General features: G+C 53.5%; 18 protein-coding genes and 1 pseudogene. 15 read left to right on the top strand and 4 right to left on the bottom strand.

Features of this window, described 5'->3' with window-relative positions; translation table 11 throughout:
* The first annotated feature begins 5 nt into the window (after positions 1-5).
* The 8 genes from murG (at position 6) to pgeF (ending at position 8932) form a co-directional block, all read left to right on the top strand.
* Entirely contained in the window at positions 6-1094 is a 1089-nt protein-coding gene (gene murG / locus LX98_RS17065) for an undecaprenyldiphospho-muramoylpentapeptide beta-N-acetylglucosaminyltransferase (protein ID WP_496430008.1), read from the top strand.
* A 312-nt stretch (positions 1095-1406) separates the two neighbouring features.
* Positions 1407-2786 carry a UDP-N-acetylmuramate--L-alanine ligase gene (gene murC / locus LX98_RS17060; protein ID WP_496430007.1) on the top strand — a complete coding sequence of 460 codons (1380 nt, stop codon included), beginning with the start codon at positions 1407-1409 and terminating at the stop codon, positions 2784-2786.
* Positions 2787-2824: 38 nt separating this feature from the next.
* Positions 2825-3745: a UDP-N-acetylmuramate dehydrogenase gene (murB, locus tag LX98_RS17055; protein ID WP_496430006.1), complete on the top strand. Its 921-nt coding sequence runs from the start codon at positions 2825-2827 to the stop codon at positions 3743-3745.
* A gap of 74 nt (positions 3746-3819) precedes the next feature.
* A complete protein-coding gene (locus LX98_RS17050) occupies positions 3820-4788 on the top strand; it encodes a D-alanine--D-alanine ligase (protein ID WP_496430005.1) in 969 nt (322 codons plus the stop codon).
* Positions 4785-5606 (top strand): FtsQ-type POTRA domain-containing protein, encoded by an 822-nt coding sequence (locus LX98_RS17045; RefSeq protein WP_496430004.1) that lies wholly within the window; start codon positions 4785-4787, stop codon positions 5604-5606. Before LX98_RS17050 ends, LX98_RS17045 begins: the two co-directional genes overlap by 4 nt.
* A 3-nt stretch (positions 5607-5609) precedes the next feature.
* A complete protein-coding gene (gene ftsA / locus LX98_RS17040; protein ID WP_496430003.1) occupies positions 5610-6863 on the top strand; it encodes a cell division protein FtsA in 1254 nt (417 codons plus the stop codon).
* A 112-nt stretch (positions 6864-6975) separates the two neighbouring features.
* Complete coding sequence (gene ftsZ, locus LX98_RS17035) at positions 6976-8172, top strand: cell division protein FtsZ (protein ID WP_496430002.1); 1197 nt, start codon at positions 6976-6978, stop codon at positions 8170-8172.
* Positions 8173-8176: 4 nt separating this feature from the next.
* Positions 8177-8932, top strand: a complete 756-nt coding sequence (gene pgeF, locus LX98_RS17030; RefSeq protein ID WP_496430001.1) for a peptidoglycan editing factor PgeF — start codon at positions 8177-8179, stop codon at positions 8930-8932.
* On the opposite strand, the gene LX98_RS17025 is transcribed toward pgeF, so the two are convergent.
* Complete coding sequence (locus LX98_RS17025) at positions 8929-9363, bottom strand: hypothetical protein (RefSeq protein ID WP_496430000.1); 435 nt, start codon at positions 9361-9363, stop codon at positions 8929-8931. The genes pgeF and LX98_RS17025 overlap by 4 nt on opposite strands.
* Positions 9364-9478: 115 nt before the next feature.
* On the opposite strand from LX98_RS17025, the gene LX98_RS17020 reads away from it, so the two are divergent.
* The 4 genes from LX98_RS17020 to LX98_RS17005 all read left to right on the top strand — a co-directional run bounded on the left by LX98_RS17020 (position 9479) and on the right by LX98_RS17005 (position 12504).
* On the top strand, positions 9479-10228 hold the full coding sequence (locus tag LX98_RS17020; RefSeq protein WP_496429999.1) for a YggS family pyridoxal phosphate-dependent enzyme: 750 nt from the start codon (positions 9479-9481) through the stop codon (positions 10226-10228).
* A 309-nt stretch (positions 10229-10537) separates the two neighbouring features.
* A complete protein-coding gene (locus tag LX98_RS17015; RefSeq protein ID WP_312646157.1) occupies positions 10538-10837 on the top strand; it encodes a YggT family protein in 300 nt (99 codons plus the stop codon).
* 23 nt (positions 10838-10860) lie between these two features.
* Positions 10861-11379, top strand: a complete 519-nt coding sequence (locus LX98_RS17010; protein WP_312646158.1) for a DivIVA domain-containing protein — start codon at positions 10861-10863, stop codon at positions 11377-11379.
* A 42-nt stretch (positions 11380-11421) separates the two neighbouring features.
* Positions 11422-12504, top strand: a complete 1083-nt coding sequence (locus LX98_RS17005; RefSeq protein WP_496429998.1) for a serine hydrolase — start codon at positions 11422-11424, stop codon at positions 12502-12504.
* Positions 12505-12752: 248 nt separating this feature from the next.
* On the opposite strand, the gene LX98_RS17000 is transcribed toward LX98_RS17005, so the two are convergent.
* The 3 genes from LX98_RS17000 to LX98_RS16990 all read right to left on the bottom strand — a co-directional run bounded on the left by LX98_RS17000 (position 12753) and on the right by LX98_RS16990 (position 14763).
* Complete coding sequence (locus tag LX98_RS17000) at positions 12753-13340, bottom strand: DUF1353 domain-containing protein (protein WP_496429997.1); 588 nt, start codon at positions 13338-13340, stop codon at positions 12753-12755.
* A gap of 41 nt (positions 13341-13381) precedes the next feature.
* Positions 13382-13579: a hypothetical protein gene (locus LX98_RS16995; RefSeq protein WP_496429996.1), complete on the bottom strand. Its 198-nt coding sequence runs from the start codon at positions 13577-13579 to the stop codon at positions 13382-13384.
* Positions 13580-13782: 203 nt separating this feature from the next.
* Positions 13783-14763 carry an HNH endonuclease gene (locus tag LX98_RS16990; protein WP_496429995.1) on the bottom strand — a complete coding sequence of 327 codons (981 nt, stop codon included), beginning with the start codon at positions 14761-14763 and terminating at the stop codon, positions 13783-13785.
* A gap of 556 nt (positions 14764-15319) precedes the next feature.
* Between LX98_RS16990 and LX98_RS16985 the strand changes: the two are divergent.
* The 3 genes and pseudogenes from LX98_RS16985 to LX98_RS16975 all read left to right on the top strand — a co-directional run.
* A pseudogene (locus tag LX98_RS16985) lies at positions 15320-15433 on the top strand (steroid delta-isomerase); the annotation flags it as partial.
* Positions 15434-15490: 57 nt separating this feature from the next.
* Positions 15491-16267, top strand: a complete 777-nt coding sequence (locus LX98_RS16980; protein ID WP_496429994.1) for a methyltransferase domain-containing protein — start codon at positions 15491-15493, stop codon at positions 16265-16267.
* 88 nt (positions 16268-16355) lie between these two features.
* Positions 16356-17036 carry a DNA-3-methyladenine glycosylase family protein gene (locus tag LX98_RS16975; RefSeq protein ID WP_496429993.1) on the top strand — a complete coding sequence of 227 codons (681 nt, stop codon included), beginning with the start codon at positions 16356-16358 and terminating at the stop codon, positions 17034-17036.

Genomic DNA, 17036 nt, shown 5'->3' with positions numbered 1-17036 from the left:
GTGTAATGCGGGTCGTCATTGCTGCGGGTGGGACGGGAGGTCATATGTTTCCGGCTATCGCGTATGCCAAGGAATTTCAACAGCATGACCCTGGAGGGAGCATTGTGTTTGTCGGGACGGGGAAGTCGTTAGAGGGAGAAATTCTAGGGAAAGAAGGGTTTGGGTTTGAACCGATCACGGTTGAAGGTTTTGTGGGCCGAGGGCTGGTTGGCATGGTGCGTTCCCTCATGCTGCTCCCGAAGTCGTTGTGGCGTGCGATCCAGATTCTCCGCGGTCATCGAGCCGATCTGGTCATTGGGACGGGCGGGTATTTTAGTCCTCCCGTGGTCGTGGCGGCCTGGCTGTTGAATATTCCCAGAGTCTTGTTGGAACCGAATGCCATGCCGGGATTGGCCAATCGGGTGTTGGGCCCCTTGGCCGACAGAGTCTTTCTAGCCTTTGACAGTGCAAAACCGTTCTTTTCCTCATCGAAAGTCAAGGTGATTGGCACACCCATTCGAAAGGCTTTTGCCTTGGAACGACCTCCGGTTCCTCCGCAGAAGATCTCACATCTGTTGATCTTTGGCGGGAGCCAAGGGGCTCGGGCGATTAATTCGGCCATGATGAAGGCTGTGGAGATTTCATCGAGGCTGCGGGAGCAGGTGACCATCACCCATCAAACCGGAGCGGACGATTTCGAACGGGTCAAGGCCGGCTATGCACAATTGGGCATTCAAGTAGATGTCCGCCCCTTTCTCTTTGACATGCCTCAGGAACTTGCCAAGGCGGATCTCATCGTCTGTCGGGCGGGGGCCAGCACATTGGCTGAGTTATCAGCATATGGAAAAGTCGGAATCCTGATCCCGTTTCCCCAGGCGACACACAATCATCAGGAGATGAATGCCAGGTCCATGGAAGCAGCCGGAGCGGCTCGAGTACTCCTGCAATCCGACCTCACCGGGCAGCGGCTGGCAGAAGAAATTGAACGATTAATGTTGGATATTCCCCACCTACAGGAAATGGCAGGACAGAGCTGGATCCTCAGGAAAGTCAACGCCACAGAGCAAATGGTGAATGAATGCCTCTCACTGGCGGGGCATCCGGTCGCGTCGTGAGACACAGGGGAAATATGACACGGATGAACAAGCAATAGAGTCAAAGTGAAACCATTGTCTGAAGCTATTCAATCTTTAATGAGGAGGGACTCTTACAGGGAATGAAGAGCAAGTCCTGTCAGGGCCACGTCTGGAAGATCCAAAATAGTCGTCGTGTCATGCGAAGGGCTTGTGGGGAAGTCGCGAGCCCGGTAGGCCGACTCGGTATTGAGGTGATACCTCCAGACCTACAGGCCATGCGTCCCCAGCAGGGGGCGCATCAACTGACCGTCTTCGGTGATCCTCTCTTCAACCCTGGAAGTCTAAAACATTATGTTTCGAAAAATTCAACACATTCATTTGGTCGGTATTGGAGGAAGCGGGATGAGTGGCATCGCAGAGGTGCTCCTCACGTTAGGGTATAAGGTGACCGGCTCCGATGTGGGAGTGTCTGACACGATCCGCCGGTTAGAGGAATTGGGAGGCACGGTGTTTATCGGGCATCAGGAATCGAATGTGGAAGGGGCGCAAGTGGTGGTGGTGTCGTCGGCCATTGCCGGGTCCAATCCTGAAATTCGTGCGGCCCGGGCCAAGGTGATCCCGGTCATTCCGCGAGCGGAAATGCTGGCAGAGCTGATGCGATTGAAGTACGGCATTGCCATCGCCGGCGCTCATGGAAAAACCACCACGACGTCGATGGTCGCATCGATTCTTGCGCAAGCCGGCCTTGATCCCACATTCGTGATTGGGGGCAAGGTGAATGCCATGGGTACCCATGCGCGTTTAGGCCGGAGTGATCTGCTGATTGCGGAAGCCGACGAGAGTGACGGGTCGTTTTTGCGGTTGTCACCCTCCATTGTGGTCGTGACGAATATCGACCGTGAGCACCTCGATCATTACGGAAACATGGATGGTCTTCAAGAGGCGTTTTTAGAATTTATCAATAAGATTCCTTTCTACGGCGTGGCGATTGTATGTGCCGATGATCCCTGGATTCGCAAGCTCCTGCCTCGGGTGGTGAAGCGATATCACACGTATGGCATGAGTGATTTTTCGGGTGTGCTGACCTCTGATTTGTTTGCGACGGATATTGAAACCAAAGCGATGGGTGTGGAATTTCGGGCGCATTACCGGGATCAAAAGCTTGGGCCCTTCCGCATTCGTATTCCGGGTGTACATAACGTGGCCAATGCGTTAGCGGCCATCGGGGTGGCATTGGAATTGGATGTGCCCGTGGATTTGATCCGGGCAGGGCTGGCGGCGTTTGCCGGAGTCGAGCGACGGTTCCAGATTCGTGGAGAAAAAAACGGCATCGTGGTGGTGGACGACTATGGGCACCATCCAACCGAGATTCGTGCCACTTTGGCGGCTGCGCGAGCCGCGTGGCAGCGCCCGTTGATCGTGGTGTTTCAGCCGCATCGGTTTTCAAGAACCAGGGACCTTGCCGACGAGTTTGCTAAGGCGTTCGAACAGGCGGATCGCATGTATGTCATGGATATCTATCCCGCCGGTGAGGCGCCGATCCCCGGGATCACCGGACACATGATGGCCGATACCATTCGGGCGTCTGGTCATCCCTCTGTCCAATGGCTCAATCGTGACTCCGGTTTGATCACCAAATTGCGTGAGGAGCTTCGTGAGGGCGATGTCCTGTTGACCCTTGGCGCGGGGGATGTCTGGAAAGTCGGAACTGAATTGTTGGAATCGTTGTAACCGAATGTGGTGAGTCATGGAAGTCGAGGATTGTACAGGTGAAGACCGGCCGTCTGACACTGACAGCGAAACGGCTTCAACGAGCCGTGCAGCATGTGAAAGGAGAAGTCCACTGGAACGAATCCCTGGCGCCTCTCCTGTCGTTGCAGGTGGGCGGCCCTGCGGATGTCTTGATCTTTCCCCTGGATGTGGAAGACGTCATTCGCGTGCTCGTAGGGGCTCGAACAGAAGGGATTCCCTTTGTGGTATTAGGCGGGACCAATGTGGTTGTTCGCGATAAAGGGATTCGAGGCATTGTCATGCAATTGAAACACTTAACCGGAATACATGAGGAAGCCGGTCACGTGGTATATGCCCAGGCGGGCGTGCGGTTGCCCAGACTGATGCAATTTGCGGTTGGGCATCATCTGTCCGGAATGGAGTGGGCGGCGGGGATTCCGGGAACCGTCGGTGGAGGGGTGGTGATGAATGCCGGTACGCGGTTGGGGGAAATGCAGGAGGTCTTGTATGCCGTTGATTTGGTGAATCTTCGTGGACATCGCGTACGAGTTGAGGCTTCCAACATGTCATTTGCTTATCGGAAGGCAACGCTCCCCAAAGGCGTCGTCGTTGGCGCGTGGGTCCAATTGGCTCTCTCGAATAAAGCGCAGGTGGAGGCGAAAACCAAAACCTATCTGCAGTACCGGCGGGAGACCCAGCCGTTAACCCTTCCGAATGCTGGGTCCGTGTTTAAAAATCCGCCGGGAGATTCTGCCGGACGGTTAGTTGAAGCCGCAGGATTAAAGGGTGTGCGGATTGGTGATGCTGAAGTATCGACCAAACATGCCAATTTTATTGTGAATAGAGGAGCGGCCACCGCCGACCAGATCTTGGCCTTGATTCGAAAAGTCCGGCAAACCGTGGCGAAAAAGTTTGGAGTCCGGCTTCAGCTTGAATGGAAAATTATTGGAGAATCGTAGAGACCAGGGTTGACGGGGGTGACGAAGAGATGCAGTCAGAGTGAAAGGCTTATCACAAGGTAAAGACACAGAGAATGATGACACAAAAATCTTTGCGAATCGGTGTGCTGATGGGTGGATCTTCAGCTGAGAGAGAGATCTCGCTCAAGACGGGGCGTTCAATCTGTGATGCGTTGAAACGACGTGGATATACGGTCATTCCCATTGAAGTCGATACCACATTGCCACATCAGATCCGGGCAAAAAAAATTTCGGTGGCCTTTCTCGCCTTGCATGGACCCGGAGGGGAAGATGGCACGGTTCAGGGGATGTTGGAAGTCATGAAGATGCCGTACACCGGATCGGGCGTGACGGCGAGTGCCGTCTGCATGAACAAGGGGTTGACGCGCGTGGTCCTTCAGGCTGCCAAGGTACCTGTCCCGCCAGGTATGACCGTATCCGGCAAAATGATCCCGGTTCGTCCACCTCCCAGCTTAGGCTTGCCTGTGGTGGTGAAGCCTTGTGCGGAGGGGTCCACGTTTGGTGTCTCGATCGTTCGCAAGCCATCTCAATGGAAGGAGGCCTTGCAAGAAGCCTATCGATATGGGGAGCAGGCAGTGGTGGAAAAATATATTCCCGGTAGGGAAATAGCGGTGGGCGTTTTTGGCAACGAGGTCTTACCGGGCGTAGAAATCATCGTTCCCGGAGGCTTTTACGATTTTACGGCCAAATATGGAAAGGCGGCAACTCGTTATGAGTGTCCGGCTTCGCTTTCTTCAAAACTGGAAAACGCTCTCCGTGATTACAGCCTTCGTGCCTATCAGGCGTTAGGGTGTCGCGGTGCCGCTCGAGTCGATTTTCGCATTCATACCAACGGACGTCCGTATATTCTCGAATTGAACACGATTCCCGGCATGACTGAACGGAGTTTGCTTCCCATGGCAGCGGCACAGATCGGGTGGGACTATGATGATCTGGTTGAACGGATTTTGCGTGAAGCTCTACCGAAAAGGATGGTACCGTCCTCCGGGAAAATGAGGAGCACCAGGAGTTCTGCGTTATGATATCGGGAGAACCTCTTAACACGAAACGGCCTCGAAAAAACCGGCCCCTTAAAAAAACCGGAGGACCGGGGAAAGCGAAGTCGTCATCGACAGCCTTGCGGGTCCGACGTGTCGTGATCGGAGGTCTCCTGGCCTGTCTTATCGTGGTGGTGGTGGTGGGAGGACGTCAGGTGATGCGGTGGGCGGATGAGTGGACGGAAATTCAACAGATCACGGTTGTGGGTTTGGATCGAGTCACGCGCGATGAAATTTTGACGAAGCTGGACTTGGCGCCACAGACCAGTTTGTTCTCTGTGGATTCAGAGCTGCTCGCGACCCGGTTGGAATCGCATCCGTGGATTGGGTCGGTCGACTTTGAGCGGGTGTTGCCCCATTCACTGGTGATCCAGGTGACTGAGCGTCAGCCGGCAGCGGTGTTTAGATCACCAACCGAACCCTATTTTCTGGATGCAGAAGGGTATCTGTTGCCGAAAGGGAAGGTTCAGGCAGGAGCGACATTGCCCATTGTTGATGGGGTGACCTCCACATTTATGACACAGCACCAAGCCGAAGGCCATCGACGCGCCAAGCAGGGTATTCACATTGCTGAGTTACTGTCCCAGCAGTTTTCGGGCAGACCACGGATTGATGTGTCGCAACCTCATACAACGATCGTGGATCTACCCAATGTCCGGTTTCAATTCGGGCGTGAGGTGGAAGACCAGTGGCAACGATTTTTGGTGTTGTATCCCACCGTGAAGGATAAAATTGAAGGTCGGTCGCAAGAAGTGGATTTGCGATTTGCTCAAAAAGTCATTTTTCGCAAGAGGACACTATAGGACATGACCAAAAAAGAACACATCGTCGTGGGACTGGACATCGGGACAACAAAAATTTGTGCGGTGGTGGGGGAAATCCAGGATGATCGCTCCATTCATGTGATCGGAGTGGGCTCACATCGTTCGAACGGGTTGAGAAAAGGCATGGTCGTCAACATGGACAGTACCGTGGAGTCCATCAAGCGGGCCGTGGAGGAAGCAGAATTGATGTCGGCGGTTCAAATCAATTCGGTGTATACGGGGATTGCGGGAAGCCATATCGGGAGTGAAAGTGCGCAAGGCGTGGTGGCCTTAAAAAAACGAGAAGTGACCAAGGCGGATGTCCGTCGGGCCGTCGATACCGCACGAGCCTGCGCCGTGCCGGCTCCAGACCGCCAAATTCTCCATGTGCTTCCTCGGGAATTTATTGTGGATGATCAGGAAGGGATTCGCGATCCATTGGGCATTGCGGGATCACGGTTGGAAGTCGACGTGCATATTGTGACCGGAGCGGTCACCTCGGCACAAAACCTTATCCGGTGTGTCAGCCGGGCTGGATTGGATGTCGTCGATATTGTGTTGCAGCCGTTAGCCTCCAGCGCGGCCGTGCTGACTCATGAGGAAAAGGACCTGGGGGTCGTGATGGTGGATATCGGGGGAGGAACCACCGATATCGCGATCTTTGTCGAGGGATGTATCCGGCACTCGGCGGTTCTTCCCATCGGAGGGAGCCACCTCACCGGGGATCTGGCAATGGGATTGAAAACCGCGCCGGAGGAGGCGGAAAAAATTAAACTGAAATATGGGGTGGCCAGTAGTCTCTTTGTGAATGAGGACGAATCCATTGAAGTGCCGAGTGTCGGAGGACGCCCGCCCCGGGTTATGCCTCGAGCCTTGGTCGCGCAAATTCTATCTCCACGGGTGGAAGAAATGTTCGAGCTCGTGCTTCGTGAAATCCGTCGTGCCGGGTATGACGGCATGCTGGTGGCTGGAGGCGTGTTGACGGGCGGAACCTCCTTACTCCCAGGTATGGCCGAAGTGGCGGAACACGTGCTGAATCTGTCGGTGCGGTTAGGGAGGCCAATCGGGGTGGAAGGTTTACGGGAAATAGTCAGTAATCCAAGCTACTCGACGGCTGTCGGGCTTATCGTCCATTCGGTGAGTCACGAAAATGAGTTTGAACTAGTGGGCCCGGGAGCCGGCAAAGGCAAAAAATCCGGGCGTTGGGCCGGTGGTCTGGTCGGGAAAATGAAGGGATGGATCATGAACTTTTTTTAAATCATGACAAGAAAGGAGGATCATGAATCCGTGCCTACTTCGCGAGCCAAGGTGAGTCATCAATTAAATGTCCCCACGGGCGACCAGGGGAGTGGTAGAAAGGAGGAGTCGTATGTTTTCACTGTCTGATGAGGAGCAATCGGTTATTAACATCAAAGTGGTCGGTGTCGGAGGTGCCGGGTGCAACGCGGTGAATACGATGATTGAAGCCGGATTAAGCCGGGTAGAATTTGTCGTGGCCAATACCGATTTGCAGGCCCTGGGCCGCTCGCTTGCGTCGTACAAAATCCAATTGGGTCCGGAGCGGACGCGGGGCCTGGGGGCAGGAGCCAAGCCTGAGGTGGGGAAAGAATCGGCAATGGAAAGTGAACACCAAATCCGTGAGGCCCTGGAAGGGGCGGATATGGTTTTTGTCACGGCAGGGATGGGTGGAGGAACGGGCACGGGCGGTGCTCCCGTTGCCGCAAAGATTGCCAAAGAGTTGGGCATTCTCACGGTGGGGGTGGTGACCAAACCCTTCCAATATGAAGGAAACCGGCGGACCAGCTTTGCCGAAGAAGGGATCCGTGAATTAAAAAAATTCGTGGATTCCCTCTTGATCATTCCCAACCAGAAACTTCTGGGAATGGTCGATAAAAGTACGCCGCTTGTGGAGGCGTTCAAGATTGCGGATGATGTGCTGCGTCAGGCCATTCAAGGAATCTCTGATGTCATTACCACTCCGGGTTTGGTCAATGTGGATTTCGCCGATGTGCGAACCGTCATGGGCTATTCCGGGCGTGCGGTGATGGGGATGGGAACGGGTCGAGGTCCGACCCGAGCCAGTGATGCGGCCAGACTAGCCATTGCCAGTCCCTTGCTGGAAGATGGAAGCGTGGAAGGGGCAAGAGGGTTGTTGTTAAATATTACCGGCGGGCCCAATCTCACGTTGCATGAAGTAAACGAAGCGTCCAATATTGCCCGGGAAGCGGCAGATCCTCAAGCCAATATCATCGTGGGTCAGGTCATTAATCCCGAACTAGGGGATGAATTGACCGTGACAGTCATTGCCACAGGATTCGAACAGACCGAGTCGGTCATGCGGTTTTCCAATGCGCATCAACCGACCCTTGTGGTGGAGCCTGTCAAAAAACCTGCATTGGTGGCTGTGCCTGCAGAAAATGGGGCTAGTAACAGTTCTGAGGATCTCGACCGGCCCACCTATATGCGACGACAGGCGACTGCCAGACCGGTTCCTGAAAAGACCAGCCTGTTGGTGGATGATGATTGGGATGTGCCGACTTTTTTACGGAGGAAAGCGGAGAACTAATCCCATGAACATGGAGAAAGGTTCCTTACCCAAGGGATCCGGAGTGTCTGATGACGGATTGACGAGTGAAATGATCCCTGTGCGGCATTTCTTCGGGACCCGGAGTACGCCGGTAGGGTTAGCCACCCATATACAACTTGGGCACATTGCGAGCGGGCCGCGGGAGTTTCCTGCTGTCGTCGCGCTCAAGCAAATCCATAGTACCCGGGTGGTCGTTATTTACACCCATATGGGGCTAGGTGCCTTAGAGCAGACCGAGGGGGACGCGTTGGTCACCAATCAACCTGAGACCCTGTTGGTCGTGCGCACGGCGGATTGTGTCCCGGTGCTGCTGGTTGAGAAGGCCAGGGGAGTGATTGGTGCCATTCATGCCGGATGGCGCGGCGCCGTGGGCGGCATCGTGGCAGAAACCATCCGGTCTTGCGTAAATGAATTCGGGGCAAAGCCGGAGCACATGCATTTGGCGATCGGTCCCTCTATCGGACCGTGTTGTTACGAAGTCGATGAACAGGTCATCAACCCGTTGCGAAGCCGGTATCCAGTATGGCCCGGGGTGCTTCAAGAAACCCACGAAGGCAAAGGGGTCTTAGACCTCAAGCAACTGATTTATCATCAGATCCGCGCCGGTGGCGTTCCTGACTCTCAGATTGGACGGTTGGACCATTGCACCCATTGTCGGGACGATCTCTTTTATTCCTACAGAAGGGAGGGGCAGGTGAATGGGAGCATGTATAGTGGAATTATCCTGCCTGCTGCCTAAGGATTGATCTCGCTTGCCAGGAGTGGCAAGGTTTTATGCGATGTAGGGACGCATCGCTGACCCCATCCTAAGCGATTCGCCCCATCTTGTGGTTTCCAAGAAAAAGTGCTGATAGAAGAGGGTATGGCATTGGTGCCCCCAATTCTTGTGTCAATGTGATGTTCTCTGTTGCCGGGTTTCGCCCCGGCAGGCCAGGATTTGCCTGGGGCGTCTCGAAGAGCGCGACTATTGTGGTGCAGGCAAAAGGCATCAAAACCATTGACGCCTCGTCTGGCCTCATGAGAGGGGACGACGCTAGCCTGTGGAAGGCGGATCAACCCGCGGAGTTTATCCTGAGTTTGGTCGAAGGACTCAAACAAGGCCCGCCAGCAGATGAGAGCATCCCTCCCTTGGGCCAGACGGCAGGCATCGGAACATGGGAGACGAACCAATCAGGGCTCCACGTAAAAGAGCGAGGAGTCCAATATTCAGTATGTCCTCTTTCATCCCTGCCCGTGACTCAAGCGGCAATCCCGTTTACAATAGAAGTCATAAGAAAAATCTTCGGTGTTCTTGTTGAAGGATGGCCACGTTTCCAACTCTATTACCCATAGGATTCAGATTATCCAGGAGAACATCCGGCAGGCCGCCGTTCGTGTCGGGCGGGATCCTTCCGGAGTTCGGTTGGTGGCGGCGACCAAAACCGTCCCCGCCGTCGATTTAGAGGAAGCCTATAGCGCGGGCGTGCGAATTTTTGGAGAAAACCGGCTTCAGGAGGCTCAGGAAAAGCGACAAACTCTGGGGCCACGAGACGCCTTAGACTGGCACTTCATAGGTCGGATGCAACGTCGGAAACTTAAAGATCTTGTCGGGAATTTTTCGTTGCTGCATTCCGTGGAAAGTCTGGAGCAGGCCGAGAATATGAATGCCGTGGCCGGGAAAATTGGGATTCAACAAGCCGTGTTACTCGAAGTGAATGTCGGGGAGGAAGCCAGCAAGGGAGGATTTACCTCACAGGAGGTGGAAGCCAGGATAGAGGAGCTAGACCGGCTCCCTCACCTCGAAATCCAGGGGCTCATGACGCTTCCGCCCTGGAAGGAAAATCCTGAAGACGTTCGTCCCTATTTTACGCAAGTCAGTCGATTGCGAGATGGGCTGGCTCGACAGACATGGCGTCGTGTACGGATGACCGAGTTGTCCATGGGCATGTCTCATGACTACGAGATCGCGATAGAAGAAGGGGCGACGATGGTTCGGATCGGCACGGCTATTTTTGGAAGTCGAGGGAAAGCCGTCAGCCCCGGCACGGTGGAATGACACGGCCGATGTCGATAACGCTGTTGTATATTTAAAAAGATTTCCGTTTGTCGGCATGTGGGTAATCGAGAGCCAAAAAAAAAGAGTGTTCAAGAAGGCACGTCCAGCAAAGCCGCAGCCACTTGAACGGGCGGACCGTATGAGGGAATACGTGAGGCCGGCCAGGTAACTTGCCTGCGCGAAGCCGCTTTCAGCCTTTGTCGCTCCTTCGGCGAAGGGGGCCCGGCGAAGGCAGGGAACGCCACTGGGGATCCCTTCGGCCAGACTCAGGGCAGGCTTTTTCATCACTCTTATCTGTAAAGGAGGATCATGTTTATTGCGGGTAACGTTCTACAGGCGATTGCGACCATCCTGGATACGATTTTATGGATCTATATGTGGGTTATCATTATTCGAGCCTTGATATCCTGGGTGAACCCTGATCCCTGGAATCCTATTGTTCAGTTTTTAGAAAGAATGACGGAGCCGGTCCTTTCTCAAATCCGGCGTCGGGTTGGCATGCTCGGATTGGGAATTGATTTATCTCCGATCATTGCTATCCTTATTATTATGTTTTTCCAGATTGCCGTGGTAGCATCTTTGAAGGATCTCGCGCTCAGAATGCACTAGCCGGTGAGGGGAAAGGAGTCGTCATGAAAATTACACCGTTGGACATTCAGCATAAAGTCTTTGATACCCAATGGCGAGGGTATCACAAGACGCAGGTGGACCAATTTTTGGAAGAAATCGCCGAGTCGGTTGAGGAACTTACCAAGGACAACCTGGTGCTCAAAGAGAAATTGTCCGGGAAGGATGATGAAGTGGGGCAACTCAAACGAGCGGAAACCACGTTGACCAGTACGCTTATTTCAACCCAATCCTTTGTCGACCAACTCAAGCATGGTGCCCAACGGGATGCGGATCTTTTGGTGAAAGAGGCCGAGTTGAAAGCCGAAGAAATTCTGGCGCAAAGTCGGGCCGAACTTGCCGAAATGCGTCGAATGATCTCCACACTCAAACAGCAGCGGGCGCTGGTGTTGGATCGCTTACGGTTGACGCTGAGTTCCTTCCATCGGTTAGTAGAAATTGAAGAGCGACCGGACGACGCGTTTGAAGGGGAAGGCGAGCCGGAAATGAGTGCTGAGCGCGCCTCCCACCGGGAAGCAGGCTAGACGTTTTGACCTCCTCAGTACATTGTGGATCAGACCGATCCTATGGTGCGTATCCTCCTTGAAGGAATTCATGCGCAGGTGTTTCCTGGTGCGGTCTTGTTCGTTCGGCACCAGGGCTATCTTCGGATGCATCATGCCGTGGGTCTTACCTCCGGACTTCCTGATGCGTATCCTGTCCAACTTCAGACAATCTACGACCTCGCTTCCCTCACCAAGCCTCTGGCGACCGCATCGGCTATTCTGCTCCTGGTGCAGGATGGACATCTGGATTTACTAACGTCCATCGACACGTGGCTCCCTGAAACGAAAAATTTTCCATTAGGCCGGGTGCGACTAAAGGACGTGCTCTCTCATCAAAGCGGTCTTCCAGCCTGGCGTCCGTTTTACAGGTCATTTCCTCCGGCTCTCCCCTCAGATGTCCCATCCCGTCAGCAACGAGCCACGGTATTTCTGGAGTTAATCCTCAAGGAACCGATAGAAGCAGTGGCACCCCCCAAAAGCCTCTACAGTGATTTGGGCTATATGGTGCTCGGGTTGATCGTGGAACGGATCACGAATCAATCATTGGCCGATTTTTGTCGGAGTCGGATCTATGGGCCCCTACATGCGAGCCCACTCGGCTATCGAGGGCCGAATGTGGCTGCCACATTGGATGCATCAATTGGTGGGTGCGCACCCACTGAACAGGATCCATGGCGTGGGCGTCTTTTGCAGGGGGAGGTGCATGATGAAAATGCGTTCGCGCTGGGAGGCATTGCCGGGCACGCAGGACTCTTTGGAACTGCCGAAGCCGTAGGACAGATTACCCAAGTCTGGCTGAAAAGTTATAAAGGCAACTCCGGTCTATTTGATTCTCACCTGGTGAAACAATTTGTGGCGGCACAGCCTGGAACCAGTTGGGCCTTAGGCTGGGATAGGCCTTCCCAACCTTCCTCCTCCGGCCAGTGGTTTTCGCCGGAATCATTCGGCCACCTGGGGTTTACCGGAACGAGTATCTGGATAGACCCCGTCCGTGACCTTGAAGTTATTTTTCTTTCCAACCGAGTCCACCCAACCCGGGACAATCAAGCCATCAAAGCTTTCCGTCCCAAATTGCATGATGCGATTATTCAGGAATTGGGGTAATCCTTGCCGGGTTTCGGCCCGGCAGCCGAGCCACTTTTGTTTCGGCAAAAGTAGCCAAAACCAATGGCGCCCTGCCTGGCCAAACCGGATAGGGCGGCCGCGAGGTCTCGGAAGGGAGCCCAACTCGCCAGGCTCAAACAAGGTCTGCCTGTTAATAAAAGCGTCCGCCCTGGGCCAGTCAGCAGGCTCCTGGTAGCGTAGAAGCGTCCTTCGTCGAATGCGCGAAATGGATTAACTGGTTACCTATTTCATTCGAACGTGATTGTCATGAGTAAATCCCCGGGTAGCTCCTCACCTCGAAAAGCCTTTTCATTGAGTGCTTGAATCTCAAGCGGAGGTACTTTACACGACCCATCCTGCCACAAGCGTTTCGCAATGGGTGACCCGACCGCGGCGACCACACTGTCAAAAACAAAATAGTTGCGAACTTCGGTATTGGCTTCCATGACGGCCTTCAGGCCTTCCGCAATGACAGCTACGGAATCGTTGAAGGTGTGTTGGTTATCAGGCTCATACCCGCAGTGGTGCGCCTCAAAGAGCCAGTCATGAACAATGTATGCAGGTGCATAGCCCCAAGGAGAATAGCCTTTAATACCCCACAAGAATCGTGGGATCGAGCCGCCGTCTGTGTACATAGGCCCCGGTTGGATGGACTGGCCGTTTGCCCGGACCAGCATAAAGGGATGGTCTTTGTTAGGGAGAAACAAAAAGTAGTCGTTCTTGACCCACCGAACATCAAGCGCTCCAGTAAACTTACTCTCTTGAGTTTCGCGGTATGTTGGACTGGCACAGCCGGAGAGAGCGATTACGATGAGAAATGGGATTCCTAAACGCATGCGAGTCTCCTTGGCAAACTGTTGTGCGCCCTAACTAATGTTTAGGGGATTACCATAAAATCCGGATTATTGATTTCCTGTTCGTCAGACACCTTTGTTCGAGCATTGCCGGGTTTCGGCCCGGCAGCCGAGCTACTTTTGTTTCGGCAAAAGTAGCCAAAACCAATGACGCCCAGCCTGGCCAGATCGGATAGGGCGGACGCGAACTTTTGGAGGACAGCCCAACTCGCAAGGCTCAAACAAGGTCTGCCTGCTAATAAGAGCATCCGCCTCAGAGCCAGTCAGCAGGCGTCAGGCAAAAGGAAGTGGAGAGGGCCAAGCCTGGACGTAACTCACATGCTGATCGGAGAAGAGATATTGAAGTATTCTAAGTTCCAACTTTTCGCGTCCAGCCCCTCTCTAGGCAATGTGGTCAGCTAATAGAACTATGTTAAGTATTTGTTCAACTGAATTCGCCACGTAAGAATTCATAATTATCAACATAACTTTCTATGACTCTTTCTCCTTTGCTCAATTCGTTTTGTACAAATTCTTTTGATTGCTTCGGATGAAGAATGTTCTCTTTTGTAATAGCAGGTGCGCGAATACATTCTCTACCGAATACTTCTTGGCGACGTACAGGATCGAAGGTGTAATCAAGTCCTGGCCACTCAAATTGACTTATAAATAAATCCGAAAGTAAGACGGTAAAGCGGTAAAGTCCAAAAAGAGAAACATACCCCACAACAATATTATGGTTACGGTTTAAGCAGATATGAATTTTGTGAAGCGGGCGCATATAATCGGTCATAAATTGGGTATGAACAAAATTTGCACAGGCCAAGTCAGAGCCACTGCCCTCTTTTATATAGGTTCTGACTTTCTCAAAAGCAGATGAGAAAATGATGTTTTCTGGCATTTTGACGCACAATAGACTATAGGCGATTTTTGTGACTGCTCTTCGAATTAATGTGTTGTCTATTGTAATCTCATAATATGTATCTGTTGGTCCTGAATGAAGCTCTTGGAATGTTTTGCTCTCGCCAGTAACTTCGTAATGGTCTTGAATAGAAGCACATATTTTTTCTAACTCTTTTCTAGAGCGTGCGGTAACATCAGCAGATTTTAGTGTTTTCCCATCGGTCTCCTTCTTTACTACTCGATCCCTCCGGCTAAGTGTCTCCCCGTCGAAACCAAGGTTAATTCCCCTATCGATATCTACAACTTCAAATGGCTGTGGATTGCCGCGCTCTCTTTTGATTTTTAAAATGGTAGCAATATTGCCAAACTGTTTTGTGATTTCACTATCAATTTCCTTGCCCAAGTTTTCATTGCAAACTTTACAATACAAATTCGCTTTGAGCCTTCCCCCCAAGGCTTGCGGAATAACATGTTCCTTAGTGAGGACACAGGGCTCTTTGCATGTAAAGCAAATACTGTTCATTTTAGGAAATCCAAGAGTGGTGTGGAGATTCTTAGTCAATTGAAGAAATTTGTCAATTTATTGGGCGTCTTTGGCTGGTTCATTTGTGCAGAAAATTTGGTCATGAAGTATTGGGGAATCCTTAATGGGGAGATCGGCGCTTTTTCATGAAAGATCCTGAAAGGTTGTCTTCCATGGTCGACGCCTGCCGGCTGGCCCGAGGGAGGGACGCTCTCATTCGATGGCGGGCCTTGTTTGAGCCTTGCGAGTTGGTCCGCCTTCCACAGGCTTGCGTCCGTCCACTCTCATGAGGCCAGACGGGGCGTCAATGGTTTTGGGGCCTTTTGCCGAAACAAAAGGGCCTCGCCTGCCGGGGCGAAACCCGGCACCACAGAACATCACGTTGATACGAGAGTTGGAGAAGATAGTGCAATGCGTTTCTCCCTTTAAGGTGTTTTTATTGGCAACTCCCAAGATAGATTCCCGAGACACATCGTAAAGCTATAGGGCCAGAACCATATATTCTGTATGATCCCCAAAGTATTTCGCCTCACGTTTTCCAGAGTGGTTTGTCTAACGGGGGTGCGGATTTTTTCAGGTGCTGGATGATAAGATTGCCTTCCAACGCGGGTATTGGGACAAGCTGTCATTTCTGCGATTACATAGCTTGCTCATTCCTGACAAGCTATGAATATCAGGCTCACAGAGAGGCAAACGAGTCGCCAAGCGACATGAACGGAGGTGTTGAATGCCGGACTTCACGGAGCTGAAGCAGAAACATCGAGCCACCTGGGCAGCCGGTGACTACAATCAGATCGCCCAAGGGATCAGGGCTGTCGCTGACCATGTGGTGCGTAGCGGGCGCATCCGGACTGGCGAGCTGGTGCTCGACGTAGCCTGTGGAACGGGCAATACCGCGCTCATGGCGCGCGCGCGAAGTGCAGTGGTCACGGGACTGGACCTTACCCCCGAACTTCTCGATATCGCGAAGAAGCGTGCAGCGGAAGAGGGATACGTCGACATCACGTGGAGGGTGGGAGACGCGGAAGACCTTCCCTTCCCGGACGGCACCTTCGATATCGTCGTCTCCTCGTGCGGGCTGATGTTCGCGCCCGATCAACAGAAGGTGGCCAGCGAGGTTGCACGGGTAACCAAGCGGGGTGGACGTATCGCGATTCAGGCCTGGACGCGGGAGAGCGGGGTCGGGCGGATGTTCAGCGTCACCGGGAAATATGTTCCTCCTCCGGCCGGCGTTCCGAGCCCGTTTCTGTGGGGCGATGAGGAGCAGGTGAAGAAGTGGTTCGGTTCGTCGTTTCGTGATTATCATTTCGAACGGTACGACTGCCCGGAATATGCGGACACTCCCGAACAGATTGCCGATCTGTTTATCGACTGGTATGGACCTACTCAACCGTGCCTATCAAGTACTCCCGGCGGAGAAGGCGGCTCTCTTCCGCAAAGATCTGATCGATCTTTACCGTGGTTACGTGACGCCTGCGGACGGCAAGGTGCGTTGGGGCCGTGAGTACCTTCTGACCCTTGCGACGCGTGCATGAGTGAAGCGAGATCATCCTCGGTGTCTTCTGCGACACGCACTGAAACAAGAGTCGTAGATGCCAATGCCATTGCCTGCCAGGACACTCCGAAGCCTGACCCCCGCCTCACTTCGCCAAGGGGCGCGGCAGTTGGCGGACGTGGACCCTGATCTGGGTGCGGTCCTCGGTCGGTTGGGCGAGCCTCCGATGTGGGGGCGAGTACCGGGATTCCCTACTCTCATTCAGATTATCTTGGAGCAGCAGGTGTCACTGGCCGCCGCGCGCACGATGTACCGGCGGCTTACCGGTCATCTGGGTGCGATGACTCCGCAAGCGGTCTATGCCATTCAAGTGAACGGGTTGAAGGATTTCGGGTTGACCAGGCAGAAAGCCGGTTATTGTTTTGGTCTGGCAGCACGCATACTCGACGGAAGTCTTGATCTCAGTTCGGTGGCCAATGGTCCGGATGATCGGGGACGTCAGATTTTATTGTCTATACCAGGGCTCGGGCCTTGGAGCGTGGATATCTATTACCTTATGGCGCTCCGACGTCCCGATGTCTGGCCTCTAGGGGACTTGGCGCTGGCCGTCGCACTTCGTGAAGTGAAACACCTGACGATTCTCCCGACAAAAGATGAGCAGCAGCTCCTGTCCAGCGGCTGGGCGCCGTGGCGCTCGGTTGCCGCCAGGATCTTGTGGGCGCATTACCTTGCCGTCAGAGGGCAGTACGTGTCGGATAACAATGGGATGCGTGTATAG

This window comes from Nitrospira marina, assembly GCF_059568365.1.
This window is presented reverse-complemented; position numbering and strand designations above follow the sequence as displayed.

What these genes read in the sequence shown, in the direction of transcription:
- LX98_RS17015 (WP_312646157.1), top strand. Translation starts at nt 10,538, where the DNA reads ATGTTTATTGCGGGTAACGTTCTACAGGCGATTGCGACCATCCTGGAT.
- LX98_RS17000 (WP_496429997.1), bottom strand. Translation starts at nt 13,340, where the DNA reads ATGCGTTTAGGAATCCCATTTCTCATCGTAATCGCTCTCTCCGGCTGT.
- LX98_RS17010 (WP_312646158.1), top strand. Translation starts at nt 10,861, where the DNA reads ATGAAAATTACACCGTTGGACATTCAGCATAAAGTCTTTGATACCCAA.
- murG (WP_496430008.1), top strand. Translation starts at nt 6, where the DNA reads ATGCGGGTCGTCATTGCTGCGGGTGGGACGGGAGGTCATATGTTTCCG.
- pgeF (WP_496430001.1), top strand. Translation starts at nt 8,177, where the DNA reads ATGAACATGGAGAAAGGTTCCTTACCCAAGGGATCCGGAGTGTCTGAT.
- ftsA (WP_496430003.1), top strand. Translation starts at nt 5,610, where the DNA reads ATGACCAAAAAAGAACACATCGTCGTGGGACTGGACATCGGGACAACA.
- LX98_RS17050 (WP_496430005.1), top strand. Translation starts at nt 3,820, where the DNA reads ATGATGACACAAAAATCTTTGCGAATCGGTGTGCTGATGGGTGGATCT.
- LX98_RS16975 (WP_496429993.1), top strand. Translation starts at nt 16,356, where the DNA reads ATGCCAATGCCATTGCCTGCCAGGACACTCCGAAGCCTGACCCCCGCC.
- murC (WP_496430007.1), top strand. Translation starts at nt 1,407, where the DNA reads ATGTTTCGAAAAATTCAACACATTCATTTGGTCGGTATTGGAGGAAGC.
- LX98_RS17045 (WP_496430004.1), top strand. Translation starts at nt 4,785, where the DNA reads ATGATATCGGGAGAACCTCTTAACACGAAACGGCCTCGAAAAAACCGG.
- ftsZ (WP_496430002.1), top strand. Translation starts at nt 6,976, where the DNA reads ATGTTTTCACTGTCTGATGAGGAGCAATCGGTTATTAACATCAAAGTG.
- LX98_RS16990 (WP_496429995.1), bottom strand. Translation starts at nt 14,763, where the DNA reads ATGAACAGTATTTGCTTTACATGCAAAGAGCCCTGTGTCCTCACTAAG.
- LX98_RS17005 (WP_496429998.1), top strand. Translation starts at nt 11,422, where the DNA reads ATGGTGCGTATCCTCCTTGAAGGAATTCATGCGCAGGTGTTTCCTGGT.
- LX98_RS16980 (WP_496429994.1), top strand. Translation starts at nt 15,491, where the DNA reads ATGCCGGACTTCACGGAGCTGAAGCAGAAACATCGAGCCACCTGGGCA.